The following is a 23,080-nucleotide window of genomic DNA, read 5'->3' on the forward strand; positions in this document are numbered from 1 at the left end:
CCCTCCGGAGGGCTCGGGGGCCGCGGGACCACCCGTCTGGGCGGACCCGTGGCCCATGCCCGACCTCCCGGTGGGCGGCCGGCGCTGGGCGGGCACGACGTCCCCGGTCCCGGACGGCCTCGCGGGCCGGACCGGCCAGGGTCCTGCCCCCGCCGCGAGCGGCCCGGAGACCGCGGGTGGCCGGTGGCCCGGTGGTCCGGTGACCGCGGGTGGTCCGGAGACCGCGGGCGGCCGGTGGCCCGGTGGTCCGGAGACCGCGGGTGGCCCGGAGACCGCGGGCGGCCGGTGGCCCGGTGGTCCGGTGACCGCGGGTGGCCGGGGGCCCGGTGGTCCGGTGGTCCGGTCCGGCGAGGGCCCTACGGGCCGGGCCGGTGCCGACCGGAGCCACCCCCAAGGCGGGCCCGCCGCGGCCCCTCGGCTCGGGTCCGTGTCCGGCCACCGCGCGGGCCCGGCCCCGTCGGCCCCGCCGCCGTACGGCGGAGCCGTCGTGCCCGGCACGACGGGTGGCGACGGGCAGCTCCCTCCGTCCGTCGCCCCGATGCCCCCGCGCCCGCCGTACGGCGGAGCCGACGGCTCGGCATCGAACGCCCTGCGCACCGGACCGACGGACGCGGACGAGCGGTTCGTCCGGCACCAGCCGCAGGCCGATGCGTGGGGCCGTCGGCCTCACGGCGGGGCCATGGGCCCGGCAGCGGTACGTCCCGTCGGTCGCCCGACGGCCATGAGCCCCACCGGCACCCGCCCCGGTGCGGCCGCGACGGCCGTCCAGCCGCCGGCCCACCGGGCGGCCGACGCTCCGGCGGCGGTGGAGTATCCCGGCGACTGGCGACCCCGCCTGCCACGTGACACGGACGGCGGAGCACCGAGGCGGGCGCGGCACAGGGCGCCGAAGCCCGCCCGCTCCGGCGGCTTCCTCGCGCGGGCCGCGGCCGTGACGGCCGGGCTCACCGCGGCGGGGGCCGTACTCGGTCTCGTACGGGACCAGAGCCTCGCCCACTACTTCGGCGCCGGGGCGGAGACCGACGCGTTCCTCGTCGCCTGGACCGTGCCCGAGTTCGCGTCGACGCTGCTCATCGAGGACGCGATGGCCCTCATCCTCGTACCCGCGTTCAGCCGGGCCCTCACCCGCCGCGGCGCCGTCCGCGCGCTCGTACGCTCCACGCTGCCCCGGCTCGCGCTCGTCATGTCAGCCCTCGCCGGCCTCCTGGTCCTCGCCGCGCCGCTCCTCGTCGCCGCCCTCGCGCCCGGCCTCCCCGACCCGCGGCTCGCCGTCGACTGCACCCGGCTGACCGCGACCTGCGTCCTGACCTTCACGCTCGCCGGCTACTGCTCGGCCGCGCTCCGCGCACACGGCTCCTTCCTCCCGCCGGCCGCCATCTACGTCGCGTACAACGTCGGCATCATCGGCACGATCGTGGCGCTGCGCGAGCCCTTCGGCGTGCGGGCGGCGGCGGCGGGGGTCGCCGTCGGCGGTGTACTGATGGTGGCGGTCCAGGCGCCTTACCTCGTACGGGAGCTGCGGCGCCGACCGCGGGTGTCGCACGGTGCGCCGACCGCCGACGGACGGCTCCTCGTGCTCGGACTGATCGCCCCCGTCATCGCCTTCACGGTCTCCCGCCAGTCGCAGATCCTCATCGAGCGCTTCCTCGCCTCACCCCTGCCCTCCGGCGCGATCTCGCATCTGAACTACGCGCAGAAGGTCGCGCAGATGCCGATGATCCTCTCGCTGATGCTGTGCACGGTCAGCTTCCCCGTCGTCGCCCGCGCCATGGCGTCGGGCGACACGGAGGGCGCGCGCCGCCGCGTCGAGCGGGACCTGCTGCTCGCCGCCGTGGTCGTCCTCGCCGGCGCCTCGATCGTCATCGCCGCCGCCCCCCAGATCGTCGAAGTCCTTTTTCAGCGCGGCGCGTTCGACCACTCCGACACCGCCGCGACCGCCGCCGTGATGCGCGTCTACGCGTTCGGTCTGCTGGGCCAGACGACGGTCGGCACGCTCGTCCGCTGCTACTTCTCCGCCTCCCGCCCGCTCTGGTACCCGGCCGCCGCCATGGCCGTCGGTCTCGCCGCGACCGCCGTCGCCGGGGTGGTCGGCGCCCGGCTCTGGGGCGCCGTCGGCATCGCCGCCGCCAACGCACTCGGGATCACACTCACCGCCGCGATGATGCTGCTGGGCGCGCGCCGCCAGGCCATCCCGGTCCGGATCCGCCACCTCGGCGAGGGACTGCTGCGGCTCGCCACCGCAGCCGCCTTGGCCACCGCCGCCGGCTGGCTGTGCTCGGTCCTGATCGAGCCCGCGCTCCTCTCCCTCGCCGTCGCGGGCGTGGTCTCCGCCGCCGTCTTCCTGCTCCTCCTCGCCTGCTCCGCCCATGCGCCGGACATCCCTCCCCTCACCCGCACCGCGTCCCGAAGGCTCGCCCATGCCCGATGCCACGGCGCCACGCGCCGCCGCGATCCGTCGACTGCTGCCGAAGCCGCCCCCGTGGGTGGTGATGTACCACTCGATCGCGGACACCACGGATGACCCGTACCGGGTGACCGTCTCCCCCGTGCGCTTCGCCCGGCAGCTGCACTGGCTCAACGACCGGGGGCTGCGCGGTGTCTCCGTGCGCGAGCTGCTCGACGCGAGGGCGGCGGGCCGCGCGAAGGGGCTCGTCGGCCTCACCTTCGACGACGGGTACGCCGACTTCGTCGACTCGGCCCTGCCGCTGCTGCGCCGCCACGGCTTCACCGCCACCGTCTACGTCCTGCCCGGCCGGATCGGCGGCGAGAACGCCTGGGACGACAACGGCCCGCGCAAACCGCTGCTGACGGAGGACGGCATCGTGGCCGTCGCCGAGGCCGGCATGGAGATCGGCTCGCACGGGCTGCGGCACGTCTCGCTGCCCACGGTCGACACCGCGACGCTCGCCGAGGAGACCCGCCGCAGCCGAGAGCTCCTGGAGGAGATCACGGGCGGCCCGGTGCACGGCTTCTGCTACCCGTACGGACACATCGACGCGCGCGCGGTGCGGTCCGTACGGGAGGCGGGGTACCGGTACGGCTGCGCCATCGACCCGGGCCCGCTGACCTGCGCGCACGCGCTGCCCCGGGTCCACATCGACGAGCAGGACACCCCCTTGCGCCTCACCGCCAAGCGCCTCCTGCACCCCCTGCGCCGCCGCCACCCCCGCGACCTCGACGACGACCTCGGCACCGGCGTCGGCACCGGCACCCGCCTCGCGGCCGCGTCCGGTCGCGACGCGGGTCGCGACGCGGGTCGGGAGGCGTCATGAAGGTCCTCCACGTCATCACCGGCCTCGGCATCGGCGGCGCCGAGCAGCAGCTACGGCTGATGCTGCGTCACCTTCCGGTCAGCAGCGAGGTCGTCACGCTCACCAACCCGGGCCCGGTCGCCCGCGGCCTGGAGTCCGACGGGGTTCCGGTCACGCATCTCGGCATGACAGGCAACCGTGACCTCAGCGCGCTCCCCCGCCTCACGGGGCTGGTCCGCCGGGGCGGGTACGACCTCGTCCACACCCATCTGTACCGGGCGTGCGTGTACGGCAGGATCGCCGCCCGCCTCGCCGGTGTCCGTGCCGTCGTCGCGACCGAGCACTCCCTCGGGGAGACCCAGATCGAGGGCCGGCCGCTGTCGTCCGGCACCCGTGCGCTCTACCGGGCCACGGAGCGGCTGGGCTCGGCGACGGTCGCCGTCTCGCCCAGCGTCGCCCGCCGTCTGGAGGCATGGGGGGTGGCGCCCTCCCGTGTCCAGGTCGTCCCAAACGGCATCGAGCGGGCCCGCTTCGGCTTCGACGAGGACGCACGGCGGACGGCCAGGAAGCGGCTCGACCTGCCCGAGGACGCGTTCGTCGTGGGCGGGGTGGGCCGGCTCGCCCCGGGCAAGCGCTTCGACCGGCTCGTACGGGCGGCGGCGTCGGTGCCCGAGGCGCGGCTGCTGCTCGTCGGCGAGGGGGAGGAGCGCGCACGGCTCCTCGCCGTCGCGCGCGAGTGCGGGGCGGCCGACCGGGTGCTCCTCACGGGCGCCTGCGAGGACCCGCCCTCCGCGTTCTCACCCGACCCCGATCTTCCGTCGCTGCTCGCCGCCATGGACGTCTTCGTCTCCACCTCCCCCGACGAGGCCTTCGGGCTCGCGGTCGTCGAGGCGCTGGCCGCCGGGCTGCCGGCGCTGTACGTGGCCTGCCCGGCGATCGACGACCTGCCGCCGGACGAGGCCCCCGGGGCCCGGCGGGTCGGCGAGTCCGTACCCGAGCTGATCTCGGCGCTGCGCGGCATCAGCGACGCCCGGCTCACCCGGCTGCCGCAGCCCGCCGCGGCACGCCGCTACGACATCGCGCACAGCGCCCGGCAGTTGATGTCCCTCTACGAACAGGCCGTACACGGCACCCCTCCCCTTGCGAAGTGAGTCACCGATGAACTCCCTGAGTCCCCGACGCTCCCGTCTCGCGACGGCCCTGCGTACCCCCCGCCGCTGGTGGGTGCTGCCCTCGTCCGTGCTGATCGGCGCGGTGCTCGGCGGCGGCTACGGGGCCGTGAAGACCCCGCAGTACGCGGCCACGAGCTACGTCATCGTGGTCCCCGGCGAGAAGTCCGACCCGGCCGCCGCTCTCGGCTTCGCCCAGGCGTACGGCAGGGTCGCCACCGACATCGCGGTGACCGGCGACGCCCAGGCGTGGTCGGGGGTCACCGCCGCGACCCTGCGCGAGAGCGTGCTCGCGGAGACCTCCCCCGACGCGCCGATGATCTCCCTCACGGCACGGTCCACCACGCCGGGCAAGGCCGTCGCCATGGCGGACGGTGTCGCCCGCGCCCTGGTCCTCAACAGCACGCAGGTCTCGGGGAGCACGGGCGTGAAGGTCGTCCAGTTCTCCCGGGCGACCAGGCCGGTGGAGCCCGTCTCGCCGTCCGCCTCCCTCTCGGCGCTGGTCGGAGGCTGCGCGGGCGGGCTGCTCGGTGGTCTGGCGCTGCTCGTACGCCCCCGGCGCGCGGCGCTCGCGGAGACCCGGCATTCCCGGCCGGCCACGGCCTCCGTCCCCGGCCCGACGGCGGGCGGCACCCAGCCTGAACCGGCGTCGGAGACGGTGTGACGGGGGACGGCATGTCGGGGAACGGGGTGTCGAGAGACGGCGTGTCGGGGAACGGGGTGTCGGGAGATGGCTGGAGAAGCGAGGTGTGCAGGGACGGCGCGGAGTTCGGCCGGCTCGGCGAGCGGTGGGCGTCGCTCTTCGCCCGCTGCTCCACGGCCACTCCCTTCCAGTCCCACTCCTGGCTGCACTCCTGGTGGGTGTCGTACGGCAGGCCGGACGCCCTGCGGGTCGTGCTCGTACGACGGGAGGACGGCGAACTGGTCGCGGCGGCACCCCTGATGCGCGCCCGCGGTCCGCTCCCGGTCCTCACCCAGCTCGGGGGCGCGATCACCGACTTCACGGACGTCCTGCTCGACGACGCCTGCCCCGAGGCCGCTGCCGCGCTGGCCGGGGCGCTGGCCGGGGCGGCGCGCGGCGCGGTGATCGATCTGCGCGAGGTCCGCCCGGGGGCGTCGGCCGAGCAGGTGTTCGCCCGCTGGCGGGGGCCGCGTCGACGGCTCCCGGACTCGCTCTGCCTTGAGCTGCCCGCCCAGCCGATGGACACCCTGCTCGAACGGATCCCCACGGGCAAGGCCCAGCAGCGGGTGCGGGCGAAGCTGCGCAAGCTGGACGCGCTCGGGATCGACGAGCGGATCGTGCCCGGGGACGAGGTGCCGGCCGCACTCGACCGGCTGCTGAGACTGCATCGGCTTCAATGGCAGGGGCGGGGCGTGACCGCCGAGCACACCAGCGACCGGTTCGCGCAGCATCTCGCGCGGGCGGTGCGGCCGATGGTCGAGGGCGGGGCCGCGCGCGTGACGGAGTTCCGGCTGGGTGAGGACGTCGTCGCGGCCGACCTGACCCTGATGTCGCCCCGCCTCGCGGGCGGATATCTCTACGGCGCCGATCCCGCGCTGCGCGCGCGGAAGGTCGACGTGGCGACGATGCTGCTGCGGTACGGGGCCCGGGAGGCCGGTGCGAGCGGACGGACCACGCTGAGCATGCTGCGGGGCGACGAACCGTACAAGCGGCGCTGGCGGCCGGAGGCCGTACCCAACCAGCGGCTGATGCTGACGGGCCGGGGGACGGCTCCGCTGCTGTGGCTGCGCGCGGCCGCGGCGGACGGCAGGCGCTGGGCGGCACGGCAGGCCCGGGAACGGCCCTGGGTGCGGAGGGCGGTCGAACGGCTGCCGGTACGGCCGCGCGGCGGCGGAGGATGACCTCCTCCGCCGCCGTGCGGGATGGCCTCAGAAGGGCCAGATGCCGTTCAGCATCTCCTCCCAGTCGCCGCCGAGACCCAGGGTGTCCTCGTCCTTCCAGCTCTCCTTGGGGACGCAGACGGGGCCGCCGATCCAGTTCTCGACCCACGAACCGAGCCCCACGGTCCAGCAGTCCGGCTTCGGCTCGGGCTTGGGCTCCGGCTTCGGTTCCGGCTTCGGTTCCGGCTTCGGCTCCGGCTTCGGTTCCGGCTTCGGCTCGGGCTTGGGCTCCGGCTTCGGTTCTGGCTTCGGTTCCGGCTTGGGCTCGGGCTTCGGTTCCGGCTTGGGCTCGGGCTTCGGCTCGGGCTTCGGCTCGGGCTTCGGCTCCGGCTTCGGCTCCGGCTGGGGCGGGACCTGCGGCTTCGGCTCGGGGACCGTCGGTTCCTCGGGCTGCGTAGGCAGCTCGGGAATCTCGGGCTCGGCCGGGATCTCCGGGAGTTCGGGGATCTCCGGGATCTCGGGCTCGGCCGGGATCTCCGGGATCTCCGGGATCTCGGGGATCTCCGGGATCTCGGGCTCGGCCGGGATCTCCGGCACCTCCGGCACCTCGGGTACCTCGGGTACCTCGGGTACCTCGGGTACCTCGGGTACCTCCGGGACCTCCGGCTCGACGCCCATCAGCATCTGCCGGAACACCTGCGAGGACTTCGGGTTGTCGTCGCACTGCCAGACGCCGTGCGGGCAGTAGTCCGTGATCGTGTGGTACAGCGGCTGGTGCTCGTCGATCCATTCGAGCATCCGCCGCATGTACTCGGGATTGTCCCCGTTCCGGAAGAGACCCCATTCCGGGTAGGAGATCTCCTTGCCGTGCTCGGCCGCGAAATCCACCTGCTTCTGCAGCCCGTACGGCTCGTCGATGTGCCGGTCGAAGTCCGACCCCGCCGGCTGGTCGTACGAATCCATGCCGATGATGTCGACCACGTCGTCACCCGGATAGCATTCCGTCCACGGAATGGCGTCCGTACCCCGGCTCGGATTGAAGTCGAAGCGGAACTCCTGGCCGGGAACGGACCGCATGGCGGTGACGATCCGCGTCCAGTACTTCTTCCACGAAGTGGGATCCGGCGCGCACCGGTGGGTGTACGTCGTGCCGTTCATCTCCCAGCCGAGGACGATGACGGTGTCCTTGGCCTTCAGGCCGACGAGCCGCTCGGCCAGCTTCTTGAAGTGGTGGTCGTAGTACCCCGCCGCGCCGAGCTGGAGCTGGCGGCGGACCTCGCGGTCGGAGACTCCGGCCTCGTTCCGCTCCAGCATCGGGACGTTCAGGACGAACATCCGGTCGGCCCGCTGGTTGCGCCAGGCCGCCCAGGCGTCCAGGAACCCGGGCGGGCTCTCGATGTTCGACCAGAGGTCACCCGGGAGGTAGGTGTGGCCGACGCGGAGCTCCCGCCCGCCGAGCCATCGCTCCAGCTGGCCGATCCGGCCGACGCCGGGCGGTCCCGATTCGAGGAACGCGCCCAGTGCGGTGGAGGAGAGAGTCGGTTCGGGGTCTCGTGTCGTTACGGATTCGGCGGCGTGAACGGGAGAGGACAGCACGACGGAACCTGAGGCGAGGAGACCTGCGGTGAACACCCCCAACCACATTCTCGATGCCTTCCGCTTCCTGTTGGCCATGGCCACTCCTTCACGATCCACGCCGCTTGATGCACCGTCAGTCCGATACTCGGAAAGTATTCCTAATGAGCCGACCGTGAACGCGGCGCCGACCTGATCAGTAGTCCATTGGTGTATTTCATCGCCCAGTTGGGGGACCGAGATGAAGGAAATCCGTGCCGAGTTTTGACACCCGTGTCCCCGCCGTCCTCGTACGGCTCGACCGGAACCCCTTTCATCACGGCACCCTGGGAGCCGCCCGCTCACTGGGCCGGGCGGGCGTCCCCGTCCACGCGGTCCTCGAATCGACCACCAGCCCCGCCGCCCGCTCCCGCTACGTCCGCTCCGTCCACACCCGCCCCGCGTCCGCCTCCCCCACCACCCTGCCCGCCGCCCTCGCCGACCTCCTGCTGCGCCTCCCGGCCGAGCACGCGGGCCCGGCGCTCCTCGTCCCGCTCGACGACCTCGGCGCTCTCGCCCTGGCCGAGCACCGGGCCGAACTGACGGACCGCTACCTCCTGCCGGACCAGTCGGCCGTGCAGCTCGCCACCGTGGCCGACAAGGCCGCCCTCGCCGAGACCTGCCGCGCCCTCTCCCTCCCCCACCCCCCGACCGAACTCCCGGAGAGCGCCGACGACGCCGCCGCCATGGCCTGGTCGCTCGGGCTTCCGGTGGTCGCCAAGTGGAGCCGGCCCTGGCTGCTCCCGCCCGGCGCCGGACTGCGCAGCACATCGATCGCGCGGTCGCTCGCCGAGGTCCGCGCCCTGTACGCCCGTACACCGGAGGCCGGCAGTCGGCTGCTGCTCCAGCGACTGCTGCCCCCGGGGCGCGATCTGGACTGGTTCGTGCACGGCTACGCGGACTCCGCAGGGCGCTGCGCCGCACGGGCGGCCGGGCGCAAGGAGCGGTCATGGCCGCACCGGGCGGGACTCACGGCCGTGGGCCGCTGGGTCGCGAACCCCGTGATCGAGCGGATGGCGGGCGAACTGCTCTCCGCGCTCGGCTACCGGGGCGTGTTCGACCTGGACTTCCGGCTCGACCGCTCCACCGGGGCGTACCACCTGCTCGACTTCAACCCCCGGCCCGGCGCCCAGTTCAGGCTCTTCGCGGACCCGGCCGGGCTCGATGTCGTCCGGGCCATGCATCTGGACCTGACCGGCCGTCGGATCCCGGCGCACTCCCCTTCGTACGGGCGCCGGTTCGTGGTCGAGAACTACGCCGCCCTCTCCGTGCTCGCCTCACCCCGCCGGCGGGACGGCGCCGAGCCCGACGGCGCCCCGCGCGGACGCACGGAGACGGCCTGGTTCGCCGCCGACGACCTCGCGCCCGCGTTCGCGATGGTCGCCGCCTGGTTCCTCCACGCCCTGCGCAAGGGACGGACGACGCTCCGCCGGCTGTTGCGGCCGGGCAGCCCCCACCGGAGCGTGACCGCCGTGTCTCCGCCGCCGGGGCCCCGGTCCCGTACCGCCTCCGACCGCACGACCCGACGATGAAGACGGAAGGCACGATGTACGACCTGGTGATTGTGGGCGCCGGACCCTACGGTCTCTCCGTGGCCGCCCACGCCGCGGCCCACGGCCTGAACCTGCGGACCTTCGGCCGCCCGATGGCCTCCTGGCACGCCATGCCCTCGGGCATGTTCCTGAAGTCCGAGCCGTGGGCCTCGCACCTCTCCGACCCACGCGGCGCCCTCGGGCTCGACGCGTACGCGGCCACGCGGGGCGTCCGCGCCGAGCACGGTGTCCCGCTCCCGGTCGGGTTCTTCGCCGACTACGGCGACTGGTTCGCCCGCCGGGCGGTCCCCGCTCTCGACGAGCGCCTGATCACCTCGGTCGCCCCGCACGCGGACGGCTTCGAGGTCGTCACGGAGGACGGCGAGCGCCTGCGTACCCGCACGGTGGCCCTCGCCGTCGGTGTCCTGCCGTTCATGGAGATCCCCGGCCCGCTGCGCGGACTCCCCCGCCGGTACGTCACCCACAGCAGCCACCACGGCGAACTGGACGGCTTCGCCGGGCGGGACGTCACCGTCGTCGGCTCCGGACAGGCCGCACTGGAGACGGCGACGATCCTCACCGAACAGGGAGCGCGGACCCGCGTCCTGGCGCGCTCGGACCGGCTGAACTGGAACACCCTCCCGCCCGCCCTCGACCGCGGCCCGTGGCAGTCGCTGCGCGCTCCGCACACGGGCCTGGGCTGCGGCTGGCACAACCGGCTGTACGCGGACACCCCCGGGCTCTTCCGGCGGCTGCCCGCCCCCACCCGTGAGCGCGTCTTCGACTCGGCACTCGGTCCGGCGGGCGCGTGGTGGCTGCGCGAGCGGTTCGCGGCCGTCACCGACGTACGGCTGGGTCGGCGCATCACCTCCGCCACCCTCACCCGGGACGACAGGCTGCGCCTCGACGTGGCAGGCCAGGACGGCACCACCGTCCTGGAGACCGACCACGTCATCGCGGCGACCGGGTTCACCCCCAGCCTGGCGCGGGCGGAGGTACTGGCGCCCGAGCTGCGCGCGTCGCTGCGGACGGTCGGCGCGGGCGGGGCACCGGAGGTGGGGGCGCTGTTCGAGTCGTCCCGGCCGGGCCTGTTCCTCGCGGGGCTGCTGACGGCGCCCTCGTACGGCCCGTCGATGCGGTTCGTGTTCGGCGCGGGCTACACGGCGGGGCGGCTGGTGCGGGGCGTGCGGCAGCGACTGCGGGCCTCGTCCCGTGGCGTGGTGGGCCGTCCTCGGACGGGCCAGGCGCGGACGCCGTCGGCGCGGGCATGACGAAGGGCCGGTCCCCGGGGTGTCGAAGGACTCTCCCGGGGACCGGCCCTGAGCGTGCGTCAGGCGTTGACGCAGGTGTTGAAGGCGGCCGGGTTCAGGACCCCGATCACGTTCACGGAGTTGCCGCAGACGTTGATGGGAGCGTGGATCGGAACCTGGACGACGTTCCCGGACAGCACGCCCGGCGAACCGATGGCCGCGCCGTACGCGTCGGCGTCCGCCATCGCGGGGGCGGCGGCACCCAGGGCCATGAACAGTCCGGCGACGACGACCGCGGCCTTCTTGCACTTCATTTCTCTTACGTCCCTTCCGCGGCGGACGGAATTTCACGGATTTCGCGAATCGCCGGTGGACAAAGAAGTCTCCCGGCCTCCGCCGCACACATCACAACGACCATGCCCCGAAAAGGAAACCGGCTTATCGCCGACCGGCCGGTATTCACTCCATTGAGCCCCGGCCCCCTCGAGGGGAGGTGTCATCGCGGCCAGACCGGCGTCGAGACCAGCCGTTCCCACTCACGGTCCGGCATCCCCGGAACGGTGCGCCCGGCCAGGGCCCACTGCTGGACCAGCGATGAATAGACGGGGAAGGGTCCCCGGTCGGCGGGCGGCGGGTCCGCCACATAACGGCTCTTCGGAATGAAGGCCATCCGTTCCCATTTCCCGGGATCGGGTGCCATCTTCCCTCCCATCCACAGCGGTTCTCGCATCATTACACACACTCCGCAGCCGAGTGATTCGTCCGCCCCATGTCGCGTCGCGAACCTGTGTGCGAGGCATATAGACCTATCGTGCGCTCATCCCATTTCCCGCAGTCAGGTGGTGTGCCCCGTGACCGTCAGCAGATTCCGCCGCCCAGGCCGGCTCGTGTTCGCCTCCGCGGCGCTCGTCACCCTCGCGTCGGGGGCGATCGCCGGCGCCCCGGCCCTGCCGAACCTGCCGGCCCCCCGGCACGGGCTGACCATCCTGGTGGCCGGGGTGGACAGCAGGGAGGGCCTCACGTCCGCGGAGCTGAAGCGCTATCGCGCCGGCGGCACGGGGTGCGACTGCACCGACGTGATGATGCTGGTGCACATCTCGGCCGCGAACGACCGGGTGAGCGTGGTGAGTCTGCCCCGCGACTCGCTCACCGAGTTCCCCCGGGAGCACGTCGACCAGCGGACGGGCAAGACGCACAAGCCGCACCCGGCGAAGATCAACGCGGCACACACGGAGGGCGGACCCGCGTTCACCGTCGAGGCCGTCGAGCGGATGACGGGCACGCCCGTCCACCGCTATCTGGAGATCGACTTCCGGCGCTTCATCGACGGCGTGAACCGCGTCGACGGCGGGGTGCCGATCTGTACAGACACCCCGCTCAAGGACCCCGTCACCGGGCTCGACCTGGCGGCGGGCGCGACCCGTCGCGTCGGGGGCGGCGAGGCGCTCCAGTACGTGCGGTCGCGGCGCGCGGACGGGAAGATGGACTTCGGCCGGATCCAGAAGCAGCAGCGGTTCGTCGCCAACACGCTGAAGACGATCCGGGCGGATCTGGCCGCCCCCACCCGGCTGCGGCTGCTCGCCGCGACCCTGCGCGGCACGGCTCCGGTCGAACGCTCCCTGACCGTCACCGAGATGCTCATCCTCGGCTCGCGGCTGCGGGACCTCACCCCGGACCGCATGGAGTTCGCGATGGTGCCGATCCGCCGCTTCAACCCCCTCATCGCGGGCGTCGGATCCTCCGTCGCGGTGGACGAGGAGCACGCCGAGGAGGTCTTCGAGGCGCTGCGCTCCGACCGGCCGCTGCCGAAGGCCCGCCCCGACTCCACGAGCGAGATCCCGCGGGGTCTGGGCGACTACCGGCCGGCCGGAGGCGCCTCCCTGGTCTGTCCGTGACGGCCGTCCTCAGCGGGAGAGCGCGTGGGCCAGGTCGGCCGGATCCGTCGCCGGCGCGTCGCAGGTGAAGTGGCGGCAGACGTACGCGGCGGCTCCGCCGACCACCAGCGGGCGGTCCTTGAGCAGCGGGAACTCCTCACTGTCCGGTGCACCGACGGCGACCACGGCACCCGGCGCCGAACCCAGCAGCGCGGTGCGGTGCAGCGCGCGCGTCAGGGCGTCGTCTCCGCCGGGGCCGACCACCGCGATCTCGCGGGGCCCGTCGAGCAGGGCCTCCGCCGTGGCAAGGCCCCAGCCGATGAACCGCGGCGCGCGCGGACCGAGCGCCTTGACCACGCCGAGCGCACGCTCGGCGGCGGAACGGTGCGGCTCGGAGCCCGTGTGGGCGGCGTACGAGAGGAGTGCGCCGGCGGCGGCCGTCCAGCCGGAGGGCGTCGCGTTGTCGGTGGGATCCTGGGGGCGGCGGATCAGCGTCTCGGCGTCGTGGGCCGTGTCGTACAGCGCCCCGCCCTCGGCGACGAACTGGTCGAGGACGATGTCGAGCAGGAAGCCCGCGAACTCCAGCCAGACGCCCTCGCCGGTCACCCCGGCGAGCGTGAGGAAGCCCTCGGCGACATCGGCGTAGTCCTCCAGGACCCCGGCGTTGGCGCCTGCCTTGCCGTCCTTGGAGGTACGGAAGAGCCGCGCGTTCTCGCTCATGTGGAGCCGTACGAGCAGATCGGCGGCGTCCGTGGCGCGCTCGACCAGATCGGGCCGGTCGAAGAAGGCGCCGGTCTCGGCGAGGGCCGCGATCGCGAGGCCGTTCCAGGCGGCGACGATCTTGTCGTCACGGCCCGGGCGCTCGCGCCGGTCGCGGGCGGCGAGCAGACGCTCCCGGACGGAGGCGACGCGGTCCGCCTCGACGACACCGGCGTCCTGGGGAAGCTGGAGGACGGAGGCACCCTCCTCGAAGGTGCCCTCGTCGGTGACGCCGAAGTACCGCGCGGCGAAGGCGGCGTCCTCCTCGCCGAGCACCTCGGCGAGCTGGGCCGGAGTCCACACGTAGTAGGCGCCCTCGACATGCCGACCCGTCGGATCGGCGCTGTCCGCGTCGAGCGCGGAGGCGAAACCACCCTCGGCGGTGCGCAGTTCGCGTACCAGGAAGTCGGCCGTCTCCAGGGCGACCCGGCGGGCCAGATCGCTGCCGGTGGTCCGCCACAGATGCGCGTACACCCGGCACAGCAGGGCGTTGTCGTAGAGCATCTTCTCGAAGTGCGGTACGACCCACTCGCGGTCCACCGAGTAGCGGGCGAAACCGCCGCCGAGCTGGTCGTAGATCCCGCCCCGCGCCATCGCCTCGCAGGTGTCGGCGGCCATCTGCAGGGCGCCCTCGGCACCCGTACGGGCGTGGTGGCGCAGCAGGAACTCCAGGGCCATCGACGGCGGGAACTTGGGCGCCCCGCCGAAACCGCCGCTGCGGCTGTCGTACTCACGGGTGAGACCGAGCAGCGCCTGCGAGAGCTCCTGCTCGCCCGGCACGCCATCGCCGCCGAAGGCGAGCGAGCGTGCGGAGAGATCCTCGACGATCTTCGCCGCGACCTCGCCGACCTCCTCACGGCGGTCGGCCCACGCGCGGGCGACACCGTCGAGGACGTCACCGAAGGAGGGCATGCCGTGCCGGGACTCGGGCGGGAAGTACGTACCGAAGTAGAAGGGCTCCGCGTCGGGCGTGAGGAAGACGGTCATCGGCCAGCCGCCCTGGCCGGTGGCCGCCTGCACGGCCTCCATGTAGACGGCGTCGACGTCGGGCCGCTCCTCGCGGTCGACCTTGACGGCGACGAAGTGCTCGTTGACCTGGGCGGCGGTGGTCTCGTCCTCGAAGGACTCGTGGGCCATCACATGGCACCAATGGCACGCAGAGTATCCGACCGACAGCAGAACGGGTACATCGCGCCGTTTCGCCTCCTCGAACGCCTCCGGTCCCCACGGCCACCAGTCGACCGGATTGTCGGCATGCTGAAGCAGATAAGGCGAGGTCACACCAGCCAACCGGTTCATAAGACCCAGCCTCTCACGCCGACACGGCCCTGCCGGTTCGGCCCGCAAGCCCCCGCCCTACTTGGCTGATTTGCACTCATGCGCCATCACATGGTGAATGCGGACCGCCCCTTTTGCACCCAGGTCGCCCTGCGGGCGCTGGAGGTTCTGCCCCGATCCAAAGCCGGTGCCCGAATGGAAGCGGGCAGTACGCTGAGTCGAGCAGCACCGCATCCTCGAAGGAGGTACTTCATGACCGCCGAGATGGTGGCGCCCGCGTGGATGCACACGCAGATCAGCGCGGAACAGTACGACTCCTGGTCCGAGGAGCAGTGCGCCGGCATCGAGATCGTGGACGGGATGGTCGTCGTGAGCCCGAGCGCCTCCAAGCGGCACAACCGGCTGGCTCGGCTCCTGGCCAATGCCCTGGACGCCGCCGCGGGCCCGGACTGGAACGCCGACACGGACTTCGACGTCCGCTTGCAGGACGTTCCGCTCACCAACCGCCGCCCTGACGTCACCGTGTACCGGGCGGAGACCATCGACCTCACGCCCACCCGCCCCGAACACGTACTCCTGGTCGTCGAAGTCGTGTCGCCCGGTTCGGAAACAACCGACCGGGTCGTGAAGGTGGACCAGTACGCCAAGGCCGGCATCCCCTTCTACTGGCGGGTCGAACAGGCCGCCACCGGCGTCCCGATCGTCTACACCTACGTCCTCGACCCCGCCACCAAGGCTTACAGGGACGGCGAGATGTTCACCGGCACCGTGAAGGCCACCGCGCCTTTTTCCGTCACGGTCGATCTCGGGGTCATGTAAGGACGGAGATCCCCACCTCCGGGATTGACCAGGTAGGTCCAGCCCAGGATCAGACAGCGCGGCGGTCACCGGTGCCGCCCAACCACGGCCAACGACAAGGCCCCGGTCGTACGCCACGGGTGGCGGCGCGCGAGCAGGGCAGTGATAGTGATACGGAAAGCGGCCCCGTTCCCCGCAGGTCGAATGCGGGGAACGGGGCCGTTTTCAGCGGTGCGGTCGGACTCAGCCGCCGACGTTCCCGTTCTGGGACAGAACCTCGCCCAGGATGTGCGACAGGGCGTCGTCGCCCTTCTGCTGCACCGAGTTCTGGGTGCAGGTCTGGTTCGCCATCGGGTTGCCGAGGACGTCCTGGACGGCGACCGGGACGGCGATGACGCCGACCGGGACCTGCGCCTGGATCTTCTGGATGTCGAAGCAGTGCAGGACGCCACCGTTGATGAGGCCGAAGTTCGGGCTCATGTAGCCACCGGTGGAGTTGCTGCCGATCGACTGCTTCGACGTGTTGCCGATGATGTTGGCGCTGCCGCCGTCGTTGCCGGCCGCCGACGCAGCGGTCGCCGTCACACCGACGACCGAGGCCGCAACTGCCGCCGTAGCAAGAACCTTCTTGATCACGAGTCTTCCTTCTTGAGCTCGAGGGCCCTGGAACGCTCCGTTAGCCGAAGCACGCTGATCAACTGCCCTCCGGAGGATTGGTTCCGGGGCGTCACCCGGACGCGCTATTCGGCAGATGAACGCCATCGGACGCCGTGTCGAGGGGCAGGCGTTCGGGAGGCCGATCACCCCCACTCCCTCGCGCCGACGCGCGTCCCGCAGGACACTTGGGGCCGGAAGCGGAAGCTCTCGGAGGGGGACGTACATGCGGGACAGCCACCGGGCCGAAGCCGAACGGCTGTTGGCACGCGCCGTGGAGGAGGAGGTGCGGCGCTCGGGCGGCCGCCTCGACGCCACGGCTCTGCTGGCACGCGGCCGGGCCGCGCTGGACACCATGGCGGCGAGTGCGGGCGAGGAGTACACGGCCTATCTACGGGCCCTGGAGGAGACGGAGGCGGCGCACCGGTCGCTGGGGGATCGATTCAGCCGCGCGGCGGTGGGAACACCCTCGCTGGTCACCGCCGTCGCGGCGGTCGCGGCCTTCGGTGCCGACCTGGCGCTGGGCACGGCGGCCGGGACGGCGCTGGCCGCCGGGGCCGTGGTGGCGGTGACGGGCGCGGCGGCGACCGTGCTGAAGGTGACCGCGGGGCACTGGCCCGCCGCGCACCGCCGGGCGGGCGCCCTGGGCCAGCCGGGCGGTCCCGAGCAGCTCCGGCTGCAGTGGCTGACGGCGCTCGACGTCCGGGGCGTACGGCCGTTCATCGATCAGCAGCGGGTGCTGACCGCCACCACGCAGCCGCCGGCGCAGAAGGTCGTGTCCCAGCTACGCGGCGCCGACCGCAGCGCGGCGGCCCGCCGGCGGACCGTACTGGAGCAGTCCTTCGGTCATCTGCCCGGCTCGGGAGGGCCGTTCGCGGGCCGGCGGGCCGAGCTGGCCCAGATCACCCAGTGGGTACAGGCCGGGCGGGCGTCGACCATGACCCGGCCGACGGTGGTGATGCTCCACGGGGAGCAGGGCGCGGGCCGGACGACGCTCGCGTTACGGGCGGCGCACGCGCTGCGGGACCAGTTCCGCGGAGCGTGTGTGGTGGACCTGCGGGGCGGGACACGCGGCGAGAAGCCTCTGACGACCCGGGAGGCGCTGCTGCATCTGCTGAACCGGCTGGGAGCGCCGCGCGAGCAGCTGCTGTTCCGCGAGCGGTCCTCGGCTGATCAACAGGTGCGCAGGCTGGCCGAGTTGTACCACCAGCATCTGACCGGGCTTGCGGTGACGGTGATCCTGGACGACGCGGTGGAGGCGGAGCAGGTCCGCACGCTGCTGCCCGAGCGCTCGGACAGTCTGGTCCTGGTGACCTGCCGGGAACCGCTGGACCTGGGCACGGATGTGCCGGCGTCGGTGCACGTCCTGCCGGTGGCGGCGCTGGACGCGGCCGGGGCGGAGGAGCTGCTGCGGGAGGCGGCCTGGGCGCCGGACCCGGGGCCGTACGACTCCGAGGCGTTCGAGGAGATCCGGGAGCTGTGCGGCGGGCTGCCGCTGGCCCTGCGGGTCGCCGGTTCCTCGCTGGGCCGCCGCTCGATGAGCGATCTGGCGCATCTCCTCGCCCGGCCCGGCTGGGGCCCGACACCGCTCGAACGTGCGCTCTCCGTACGGTACTTCACCGACCTCGACGAGGACGGCAGGCGGCTGCTGCGGCGGCTCGCGCTGGCCGGGAGGGCCTCGCTGGGCGCGGCGGCGGCCGGGGCGCTGTTCGGCGGCAGCGGGCAGGACGGGGCCAGGCTGCTGGCGGAGCTGGCCCGGGCCGGTCTTCTGGACCACGTCCGGGGAGAGCGGTACCGGCTGCACGACGCGGTGCGCGGTTTCGCGGCGGCCCGGCTCATGGACGAGGAGGACGCGGCGGCCATCGCGGCGGCGCAGGAGCGGCTGATCCAGAACTACGCGGAGCTCGCGAACTCGGTGATCCGGATGGTCGACGGCAGGATGTCGACACGCGTCAACCGCGCTGCCCGGTTCGACGGGCACGGCTTCAGCTCGCTGGAGGCCGCGCTGCGCTGGCTGGACGACGAGTCGAGCTTCATCACGGCGGCGCTGCGGCTCGCGGAGGGCGTCGACCAGCAGGCCGTACTGAACCTGCTCGGCGCGCTCTGCGACTACTGCCTGCTGCGCGGCGACCTCTACCGGCTCGGTGAGATCAACGAGCTGACCGACGCCGTCGGGCAGGGGCTGCTGTCCCGTTCGGTGCAGTGGCGGACCGGTATCGCGGCCCGGCAGCTCGGCGAGCTCGACAAGGCGCGCACCACGCTGACCTCGGTGGTCTCCCTCTATCAGGAGGCGCACCAGGACGCCGGGGCGGCGCTCGCGCTCTGCTCGCTCGGGATCACGCTGCACCACCAGGGCAATCTGACGGAGGCGTCGGCGAAGCTGCGGGAGGCCCTGGTGCTCCAGGAGCCGGAGTCGCTCGCGGCCGACCGCGGCTGGACCCTGCACGCCCTCGCGGCGGTCGAACGGGACCGGGCGAACCTGGCCGAGGCGCTGACCCTGCTGCACGCGGCCCTGGAGCTGCACCGGGAGCACGAGTCCGTGCACGGCGAGGCCTGGGCGCACTTCCAGCTGGGCCAGGTGTGCCTGCGCATGGGCGACGTGGAGCGGGCCGACGCCGAGCTGCGGCGCGCGCTCGATCTGTACGGGCGGACCCGCGACGGGCGTGGCGAGGCGTGGGCGCTGACCCAGCTCGCCCGCGCCCGGCTCGTCGAGGGCGAGGTGGCACCGGCGGTCGAGGGTCTGCGCCAGGCGCTCGCCCGCCACCGCGACCAGGAGGACGCGCGGGGCGAGGCCTGGACGCTGTACTACCTGGGGCACGCCCTGGAGGAGCGCGGGGACCTGGACAAGGCGGTGCGGGAGCTGGAGCGGGCCCGCACGATGTTCTCCCGGATGCGGGACGTGTACGGGCTCGCCTGCGCCCGGCACCACTCGGGGCGGGTCACCCGCGACCAGCGGGCGGTCCAGACCGGCAACCTGCGCAACTCCGGCTTCGCCCGGCAGCTCCTGGTGGACGCCCGGGCGGACTTCCACCGCGTCGGCGTGGCCCACGGCGAGGCCTGGACCTGCCTGGAGCTGGCGATCGTGGACGCGGGGAACGGGAAGGCGGCGCAGGCCCTGGAGCTGTGCGGGGAGTCGGAACGGCTCTTCCTGTCGTACAGCGACCGCAGGGGCGCCGACTGGGCCCGCTTCCTGCGCTGCACGCTGCTCCCGTACGGCTCACCGGGCGGCGTGGAGGTGGGCACGGCGGTGGCGCGGGAGGAGCTGGCGCTGCTGCGCCGGGACCGCCATCCGACGCGGGACGGCAAGGTCGAGGACTGCGCGGAGGCGTACGCCCTCGTCCTGGAGCGGGGCGTGCAGCTGGACGCCGGCTGGCAGGCCTGGGATCTGGGCATGGTGCCGAACCGCCACGCCCGGGAGGTGATGGGCGTTCCGGTGGATCGGGCGTAGCCGCGCAGGCCGTGGAACACGCGGAAGGCCGCGCGCACGGGGTCGCCGCCGCGTCCGCACGGGCCGCCGCGTCCGCACGGGGTCGCCGCGGCGCGGGCCCTGCGGGGGTGTCCGTGCCGCGGCGTGCCGCCGTCCTACTCCTGCGCGGCCGCCTTGCCGCCCTGCGGGGCGGCGGGCGCCTTCGGGTCCGGGGCCTCCTCGAAGGAGACCTTGCCCATGTGGCGGTTCATCGACTTCATCAGCATCCAGACGGCCACGGCCATCACCGCGAAGACGACGAAGCCGAGGACGCCGGGGGTGACCTTGTTCTCGTCCAGCTCTTCGGCGGCGAAGGGGACAAGCTGGGTCAGTGCCAGGTGTGCGCTCATGTCAGGCATTGTCGCGGATGCCCGCGAAGAGGTCGTCCTCGGGGAGGGAGGTGGGCACCAGCGACTTGCTGAGCTCGTACTCCTCCGTCGGCCAGACCTCCTTCTGGATCTCCATCGGCACCCGGAACCAGCCGCCGTCCGGGTCGATCTGCGTACGGTGTGCGATCAGCGCCTTGTCGCGGATCTCGAAGAAGTCCGCACAGGGTACGTGCGTGGTCAGCGTCCGCTCCTTGCGCTCGAACTCCTTCCAGCGCTCCAGCCACTCGCCGTACGGCGACTCCATGCCCCGGTCGAGCAGCGCCTGGTGCAGGGCCATGGTGCGCGGCTTGTTGAAGCCCTGGTTGTAGTAGAGCTTCTGGGGCTGGAACGCCGGGCCGAACTCGGCCTCCGGGTACTTCTCGGTGTCCGCGGCGCCGTCGAAGGCCACCATCGTGATCTTGTGGGTCATGATGTGGTCGGGGTGCGGGTACCCGCCGTTCTCGTCGTAGGTCGTGATGACCTGCGGACGGAAGGCGCGGATCTTGCGGACCAGGGCGCCGGCGGCCGTGTCGACGTCCTCCAGGGCGAAACAGCCCTGGGGCAGCGGCGGCAGCGGGTCGCCCTCCGGCAGGCCGGAGTCGACGAAACCGAGCCACTCCTGCTCGACGCCCAGGATCTCCCGGGCCTCGTCCATCTCCTTGCGGCGCACCTCGTGGATGTTCGCCTCGATGTAGGCGTCTCCCTGGAGCTTGGGGTTGAGGATGGAGCCGCGCTCGCCGCCCGTGCACGTGACCACGAGCACGTCCACCCCCTCGGACACGTACTTGGCCATCGTCGCCGCACCCTTGCTCGACTCGTCGTCGGGGTGGGCGTGAACGGCCATCAGTCGCAGCTGCTCAGTCAAGGCTCGATCCTCTGTGATGTGGCGTGGAGGGAGGTCTCTATAGTGACGGAACCGGGGGGCGGAAAATTCCCACCCCCGCGGCGAGAGGAACGATCATGAGCGCGGTGCGAGAGCGGCTGCCCGAGGGGCGCTACGGGCGTTCCGCGGACGAGCGCGCCGACCGCACCCTCAAGATCGCCGGCGCCGTGCTCGGCGTGCTGTTCCTTGGGCTGCTCGGCTGGTTCGGCTGGTTCTACGTGGTCGACAGCAAGATCAGCGCGGAGACGATCAAGTTCGACGTGGTGAGCGACACCGAGGTGCAGGTGCACCTGGAGGTCCGCAAGGACGCCGACGCCCAGGGCGTCTGCACCCTGCGCTCACGCTCCGAGGACGGGGCCGAGGTGGGCCGCAAGGACGTCCGCTTCGACGAGGCGAGCGAGCGGATCGACCGTGTCGTGTCCATCCGTACGACCGCGCGGGCGACCAGCGCCGAGCTCATCGGGTGTACAGCCGGGTAGCGGTGGGTAGGCACCGGGTGGCGCGCCGCCCGGCATCACGCGCTGACCAGGGGTGACGCCATCTTTATGGTTTATGTCCTCCCCCTTTTCGCCACTCATTGTTAGGCTCGTGGTTTCGCCCGCTCAGGAAGGACAATCCTTCTGGGTAGGGCGATGCTTTGTATTCCCAGTACCTACGAGGAGCACCTGTGACCCAGACCAGCGACAACGTCACCTGGCTCACCCAGGAGGCGTACAACCAGCTCAAGGCCGAGCTGGAGTACCTGTCTGGTCCCGCGCGAACCGAGATCGCCGCCAAGATCGCCGCGGCGCGCGAGGAGGGCGACCTGCGCGAGAACGGCGGGTACCACGCGGCCAAGGAGGAGCAGGGCAAGCAGGAGCTCCGGGTCCGCCAGCTGACCCAGCTCCTCGAGCACGCCAAGGTGGGCGAGGCCCCGGCCGACGAGGGCGTCGTGGCTCCCGGCATGGTCGTCACGATCGCGTTCGACGGCGACGAGGACGACACGATGACCTTCCTGCTGGCCTCGCGCGAGTACGCGAGCAGCGACATCGAGACGTACTCGCCGCAGTCCCCGCTCGGCGTGGGCGTCAACGGCAAGAAGGCGGGCGAGGACGCCGAGTACGAGCTGCCGAACGGCAGGAAGGCCACGGTGAAGATCCTCAGCGCCAAGCCGTACACCGGCTGAGCCGACAGCTGTGATCAAGGGCCGGACCCCTTCGGGGGTCCGGCCCTTGATCTTTCATGGACATGCAATGATCGGCACCTGACGTCACGTCACAGGGGGATGACACACGTGCTGGGACCACTGCGCGAGGACGCGCCGCGGCGGATCGGACCGTACGAGCTCCTGGCCCGGCTCGGCGCCGGCGGCATGGGCGAGGTCTTCCTGGGCCGGCTCCCCGGCGAGGGCACCTTCGTGGCGGTCAAGACCGTACGGCGGGATGTCGCGAACGAGCCCGCCTTCCGTGACCGCTTCCGGCGCGAGATCAAGGTCGCCGGGCTCGTACGGAGCGCCTGGGCGGCCGCTCCGGAGGGCGGGGACGCCGATGCCGAGGTGCCGTGGCTGGCGACCGCGTACGTCCCCGGGCCGAGCCTGTCGCAGGCCGTGCGGCGGGGCGGCGCGCTCCCGGTGGCGACCGTACGGGAGCTGGGCGCCGGGATCGCCCGCGCGCTCACCGACCTGCATGCGGCCGGGGTGCTGCACCGGGACCTCAAACCCGGCAACGTCATGCTCTCCGTCGACGGGCCGCGCCTGATCGACTTCGGCATCGCGCGGAGCAACGGCGCCACGACGATGACGGCGACCGGGATGATGGTCGGCACCCCCGCGTTCATGTCACCCGAGCATGTCGCGGGTGCGCGCCATGTCACCGGGGCCTCGGACGTGTTCTGCCTGGGCTCACTGCTCTGTTACGCGGCGACGGGCGAGGATCCCTTCGGGGACGGGCCCCTGGCGGCCGTCCTCTACCGCGTCTCCCAGGCCGAGGCCGACCTGAGCCGCGTACCGGAGGAGCTGCGGGAGACGGTCGCCGCGTGTCTGCGCCTCGACCCGGCCGAGCGGCCCTCGCCGGCCGGGCTCGTGGAGCTCCTGGGCGGCGAACGGCGGCCCGCGTGGCCCGAGAGCGTGCGGGAGCACATCGGGGAGTACGGGCGTGAGCTCGCGCAGCTCGTGGCGTCGGGAGGTCCGCTCCGTGCGGTCCCGGCGGCGGCGCCCGCCCCGGCCCCGGGTCTCGACCAGCTGCCGACGATGCCCCCGGTGGCGCCGCCCGCGCCGCGGGAACCCCCGCGCCGCGGGCGCCGGGCGCTGACCGCGGCCGTGGTGGCCCTCGCGGTGGTCGCCAGCGGGGTGGGGACGTATCTGC

19 protein-coding genes and 1 pseudogene are annotated in these 23,080 nt (G+C 72.8%); 13 read left to right on the forward strand and 7 right to left on the reverse strand.

The genetic code is table 11. The annotated features are described in order from the left end of the window. Window positions 1-427 precede the first annotated feature (427 nt). From ACFUJR_RS18560 to ACFUJR_RS18580, 5 genes are all read left to right on the forward strand, one after another. Window positions 428-2,521 carry a lipid II flippase MurJ gene (locus tag ACFUJR_RS18560; protein ID WP_383171220.1) on the forward strand — a complete coding sequence of 698 codons (2,094 nt, stop codon included), beginning with the start codon at window positions 428-430 and terminating at the stop codon, window positions 2,519-2,521. After that, entirely contained in the window at window positions 2,418-3,272 is an 855-nt protein-coding gene (locus ACFUJR_RS18565; RefSeq protein ID WP_383171223.1) for a polysaccharide deacetylase family protein, read from the forward strand. Before ACFUJR_RS18560 ends, ACFUJR_RS18565 begins: the two co-directional genes overlap by 104 nt. Continuing rightward, on the forward strand, window positions 3,269-4,402 hold the full coding sequence (locus ACFUJR_RS18570) for a glycosyltransferase (RefSeq protein ID WP_383171225.1): 1,134 nt from the start codon (window positions 3,269-3,271) through the stop codon (window positions 4,400-4,402). Before ACFUJR_RS18565 ends, ACFUJR_RS18570 begins: the two co-directional genes overlap by 4 nt. A gap of 7 nt (window positions 4,403-4,409) precedes the next feature. Beyond that, window positions 4,410-5,084 (forward strand): lipopolysaccharide biosynthesis protein, encoded by a 675-nt coding sequence (locus ACFUJR_RS18575; RefSeq protein ID WP_383171228.1) that lies wholly within the window; start codon window positions 4,410-4,412, stop codon window positions 5,082-5,084. An 83-nt stretch (window positions 5,085-5,167) separates the two neighbouring features. Beyond that, window positions 5,168-6,283 carry a GNAT family N-acetyltransferase gene (locus tag ACFUJR_RS18580; protein WP_383171231.1) on the forward strand — a complete coding sequence of 372 codons (1,116 nt, stop codon included), beginning with the start codon at window positions 5,168-5,170 and terminating at the stop codon, window positions 6,281-6,283. Between the two features lie 651 nt (window positions 6,284-6,934). On the opposite strand, the pseudogene ACFUJR_RS18585 reads toward ACFUJR_RS18580, so the two are convergent. Beyond that, window positions 6,935-7,906 (reverse strand): annotated as a pseudogene (locus ACFUJR_RS18585) (glycoside hydrolase family 26 protein); the annotation flags it as partial. A gap of 185 nt (window positions 7,907-8,091) precedes the next feature. Here ACFUJR_RS18585 and ACFUJR_RS18590 point away from each other — a divergent pair. Both ACFUJR_RS18590 and ACFUJR_RS18595 read left to right on the forward strand, forming a co-directional pair. Then, the gene (locus tag ACFUJR_RS18590) at window positions 8,092-9,408 is read left to right on the forward strand and encodes an ATP-grasp domain-containing protein (protein ID WP_383171234.1); all 1,317 of its coding nucleotides are present in this window, start codon (window positions 8,092-8,094) and stop codon (window positions 9,406-9,408) included. A 14-nt stretch (window positions 9,409-9,422) separates the two neighbouring features. Continuing rightward, window positions 9,423-10,679: an NAD(P)-binding domain-containing protein gene (locus ACFUJR_RS18595; protein WP_383171275.1), complete on the forward strand. Its 1,257-nt coding sequence runs from the start codon at window positions 9,423-9,425 to the stop codon at window positions 10,677-10,679. Between the two features lie 59 nt (window positions 10,680-10,738). Here ACFUJR_RS18595 and ACFUJR_RS18600 read toward each other — a convergent pair whose 3' ends face one another. Together ACFUJR_RS18600 and ACFUJR_RS18605 are read right to left on the reverse strand one after the other, a co-directional pair. Further along, entirely contained in the window at window positions 10,739-10,972 is a 234-nt protein-coding gene (locus tag ACFUJR_RS18600; protein WP_383171236.1) for a chaplin, read from the reverse strand. 182 nt (window positions 10,973-11,154) lie between these two features. Beyond that, the gene (locus ACFUJR_RS18605) at window positions 11,155-11,328 is read right to left on the reverse strand and encodes a hypothetical protein (RefSeq protein WP_383171238.1); all 174 of its coding nucleotides are present in this window, start codon (window positions 11,326-11,328) and stop codon (window positions 11,155-11,157) included. Window positions 11,329-11,509: 181 nt separating this feature from the next. Here ACFUJR_RS18605 and ACFUJR_RS18610 point away from each other — a divergent pair, with 181 nt between their 5' ends. Next, entirely contained in the window at window positions 11,510-12,553 is a 1,044-nt protein-coding gene (locus ACFUJR_RS18610; RefSeq protein WP_383171241.1) for an LCP family protein, read from the forward strand. Window positions 12,554-12,562: 9 nt separating this feature from the next. Here the strand turns inward: ACFUJR_RS18610 and ACFUJR_RS18615 are convergent, their stop codons facing one another. After that, window positions 12,563-14,590: a thioredoxin domain-containing protein gene (locus ACFUJR_RS18615; protein WP_383171244.1), complete on the reverse strand. Its 2,028-nt coding sequence runs from the start codon at window positions 14,588-14,590 to the stop codon at window positions 12,563-12,565. A 231-nt stretch (window positions 14,591-14,821) separates the two neighbouring features. Here ACFUJR_RS18615 and ACFUJR_RS18620 point away from each other — a divergent pair, with 231 nt between their 5' ends. Next, window positions 14,822-15,388, forward strand: a complete 567-nt coding sequence (locus tag ACFUJR_RS18620) for a Uma2 family endonuclease (RefSeq protein WP_383171246.1) — start codon at window positions 14,822-14,824, stop codon at window positions 15,386-15,388. A gap of 222 nt (window positions 15,389-15,610) precedes the next feature. On the opposite strand, the gene ACFUJR_RS18625 is transcribed toward ACFUJR_RS18620, so the two are convergent. Continuing rightward, a complete protein-coding gene (locus ACFUJR_RS18625) occupies window positions 15,611-16,003 on the reverse strand; it encodes a rodlin (protein ID WP_383171248.1) in 393 nt (130 codons plus the stop codon). Window positions 16,004-16,247: 244 nt separating this feature from the next. Here ACFUJR_RS18625 and ACFUJR_RS18630 point away from each other — a divergent pair, with 244 nt between their 5' ends. Next, window positions 16,248-19,469 (forward strand): tetratricopeptide repeat protein, encoded by a 3,222-nt coding sequence (locus ACFUJR_RS18630; protein WP_383171251.1) that lies wholly within the window; start codon window positions 16,248-16,250, stop codon window positions 19,467-19,469. A gap of 134 nt (window positions 19,470-19,603) precedes the next feature. Here ACFUJR_RS18630 and ACFUJR_RS18635 read toward each other — a convergent pair whose 3' ends face one another. Together ACFUJR_RS18635 and mca are read right to left on the reverse strand one after the other, a co-directional pair. Continuing rightward, complete coding sequence (locus ACFUJR_RS18635; RefSeq protein ID WP_383171254.1) at window positions 19,604-19,846, reverse strand: hypothetical protein; 243 nt, start codon at window positions 19,844-19,846, stop codon at window positions 19,604-19,606. After that, on the reverse strand, window positions 19,839-20,720 hold the full coding sequence (mca, locus tag ACFUJR_RS18640; RefSeq protein WP_383171257.1) for a mycothiol conjugate amidase Mca: 882 nt from the start codon (window positions 20,718-20,720) through the stop codon (window positions 19,839-19,841). The genes ACFUJR_RS18635 and mca overlap by 8 nt, the downstream gene beginning before the upstream one ends. A gap of 95 nt (window positions 20,721-20,815) precedes the next feature. Between mca and ACFUJR_RS18645 the strand changes: the two genes are divergently transcribed. The 3 genes from ACFUJR_RS18645 to ACFUJR_RS18655 form a co-directional block, all read left to right on the forward strand. Continuing rightward, on the forward strand, window positions 20,816-21,217 hold the full coding sequence (locus ACFUJR_RS18645) for a DUF4307 domain-containing protein (RefSeq protein ID WP_383171260.1): 402 nt from the start codon (window positions 20,816-20,818) through the stop codon (window positions 21,215-21,217). Window positions 21,218-21,405: 188 nt separating this feature from the next. Then, on the forward strand, window positions 21,406-21,903 hold the full coding sequence (greA, locus tag ACFUJR_RS18650) for a transcription elongation factor GreA (protein ID WP_383171263.1): 498 nt from the start codon (window positions 21,406-21,408) through the stop codon (window positions 21,901-21,903). 99 nt (window positions 21,904-22,002) lie between these two features. Then, the coding region (locus ACFUJR_RS18655) for a serine/threonine-protein kinase (protein ID WP_383450545.1) at window positions 22,003-23,080 on the forward strand (1,078 nt) is incomplete at its 3' end.

The sequence above is a fragment of the Streptomyces sp. NPDC057271 genome (genome assembly GCF_042668715.1).
Classification (GTDB): domain Bacteria; phylum Actinomycetota; class Actinomycetes; order Streptomycetales; family Streptomycetaceae; genus Streptomyces.

Coding starts and splice junctions, on each gene's coding strand:
- ACFUJR_RS18645 (WP_383171260.1), top strand. CDS start 20,816: ATGAGCGCGGTGCGAGAGCGGCTGCCCGAGGGGCGCTACGGGCGTTCC.
- ACFUJR_RS18605 (WP_383171238.1), bottom strand. CDS start 11,328: ATGGCCTTCATTCCGAAGAGCCGTTATGTGGCGGACCCGCCGCCCGCC.
- ACFUJR_RS18620 (WP_383171246.1), top strand. CDS start 14,822: ATGACCGCCGAGATGGTGGCGCCCGCGTGGATGCACACGCAGATCAGC.
- ACFUJR_RS18570 (WP_383171225.1), top strand. CDS start 3,269: ATGAAGGTCCTCCACGTCATCACCGGCCTCGGCATCGGCGGCGCCGAG.
- ACFUJR_RS18630 (WP_383171251.1), top strand. CDS start 16,248: ATGCGGGACAGCCACCGGGCCGAAGCCGAACGGCTGTTGGCACGCGCC.
- ACFUJR_RS18600 (WP_383171236.1), bottom strand. CDS start 10,972: ATGAAGTGCAAGAAGGCCGCGGTCGTCGTCGCCGGACTGTTCATGGCC.
- ACFUJR_RS18615 (WP_383171244.1), bottom strand. CDS start 14,590: ATGAACCGGTTGGCTGGTGTGACCTCGCCTTATCTGCTTCAGCATGCC.
- ACFUJR_RS18595 (WP_383171275.1), top strand. CDS start 9,423: ATGTACGACCTGGTGATTGTGGGCGCCGGACCCTACGGTCTCTCCGTG.
- ACFUJR_RS18635 (WP_383171254.1), bottom strand. CDS start 19,846: ATGCCTGACATGAGCGCACACCTGGCACTGACCCAGCTTGTCCCCTTC.
- ACFUJR_RS18575 (WP_383171228.1), top strand. CDS start 4,410: ATGAACTCCCTGAGTCCCCGACGCTCCCGTCTCGCGACGGCCCTGCGT.
- ACFUJR_RS18565 (WP_383171223.1), top strand. CDS start 2,418: ATGCCCGATGCCACGGCGCCACGCGCCGCCGCGATCCGTCGACTGCTG.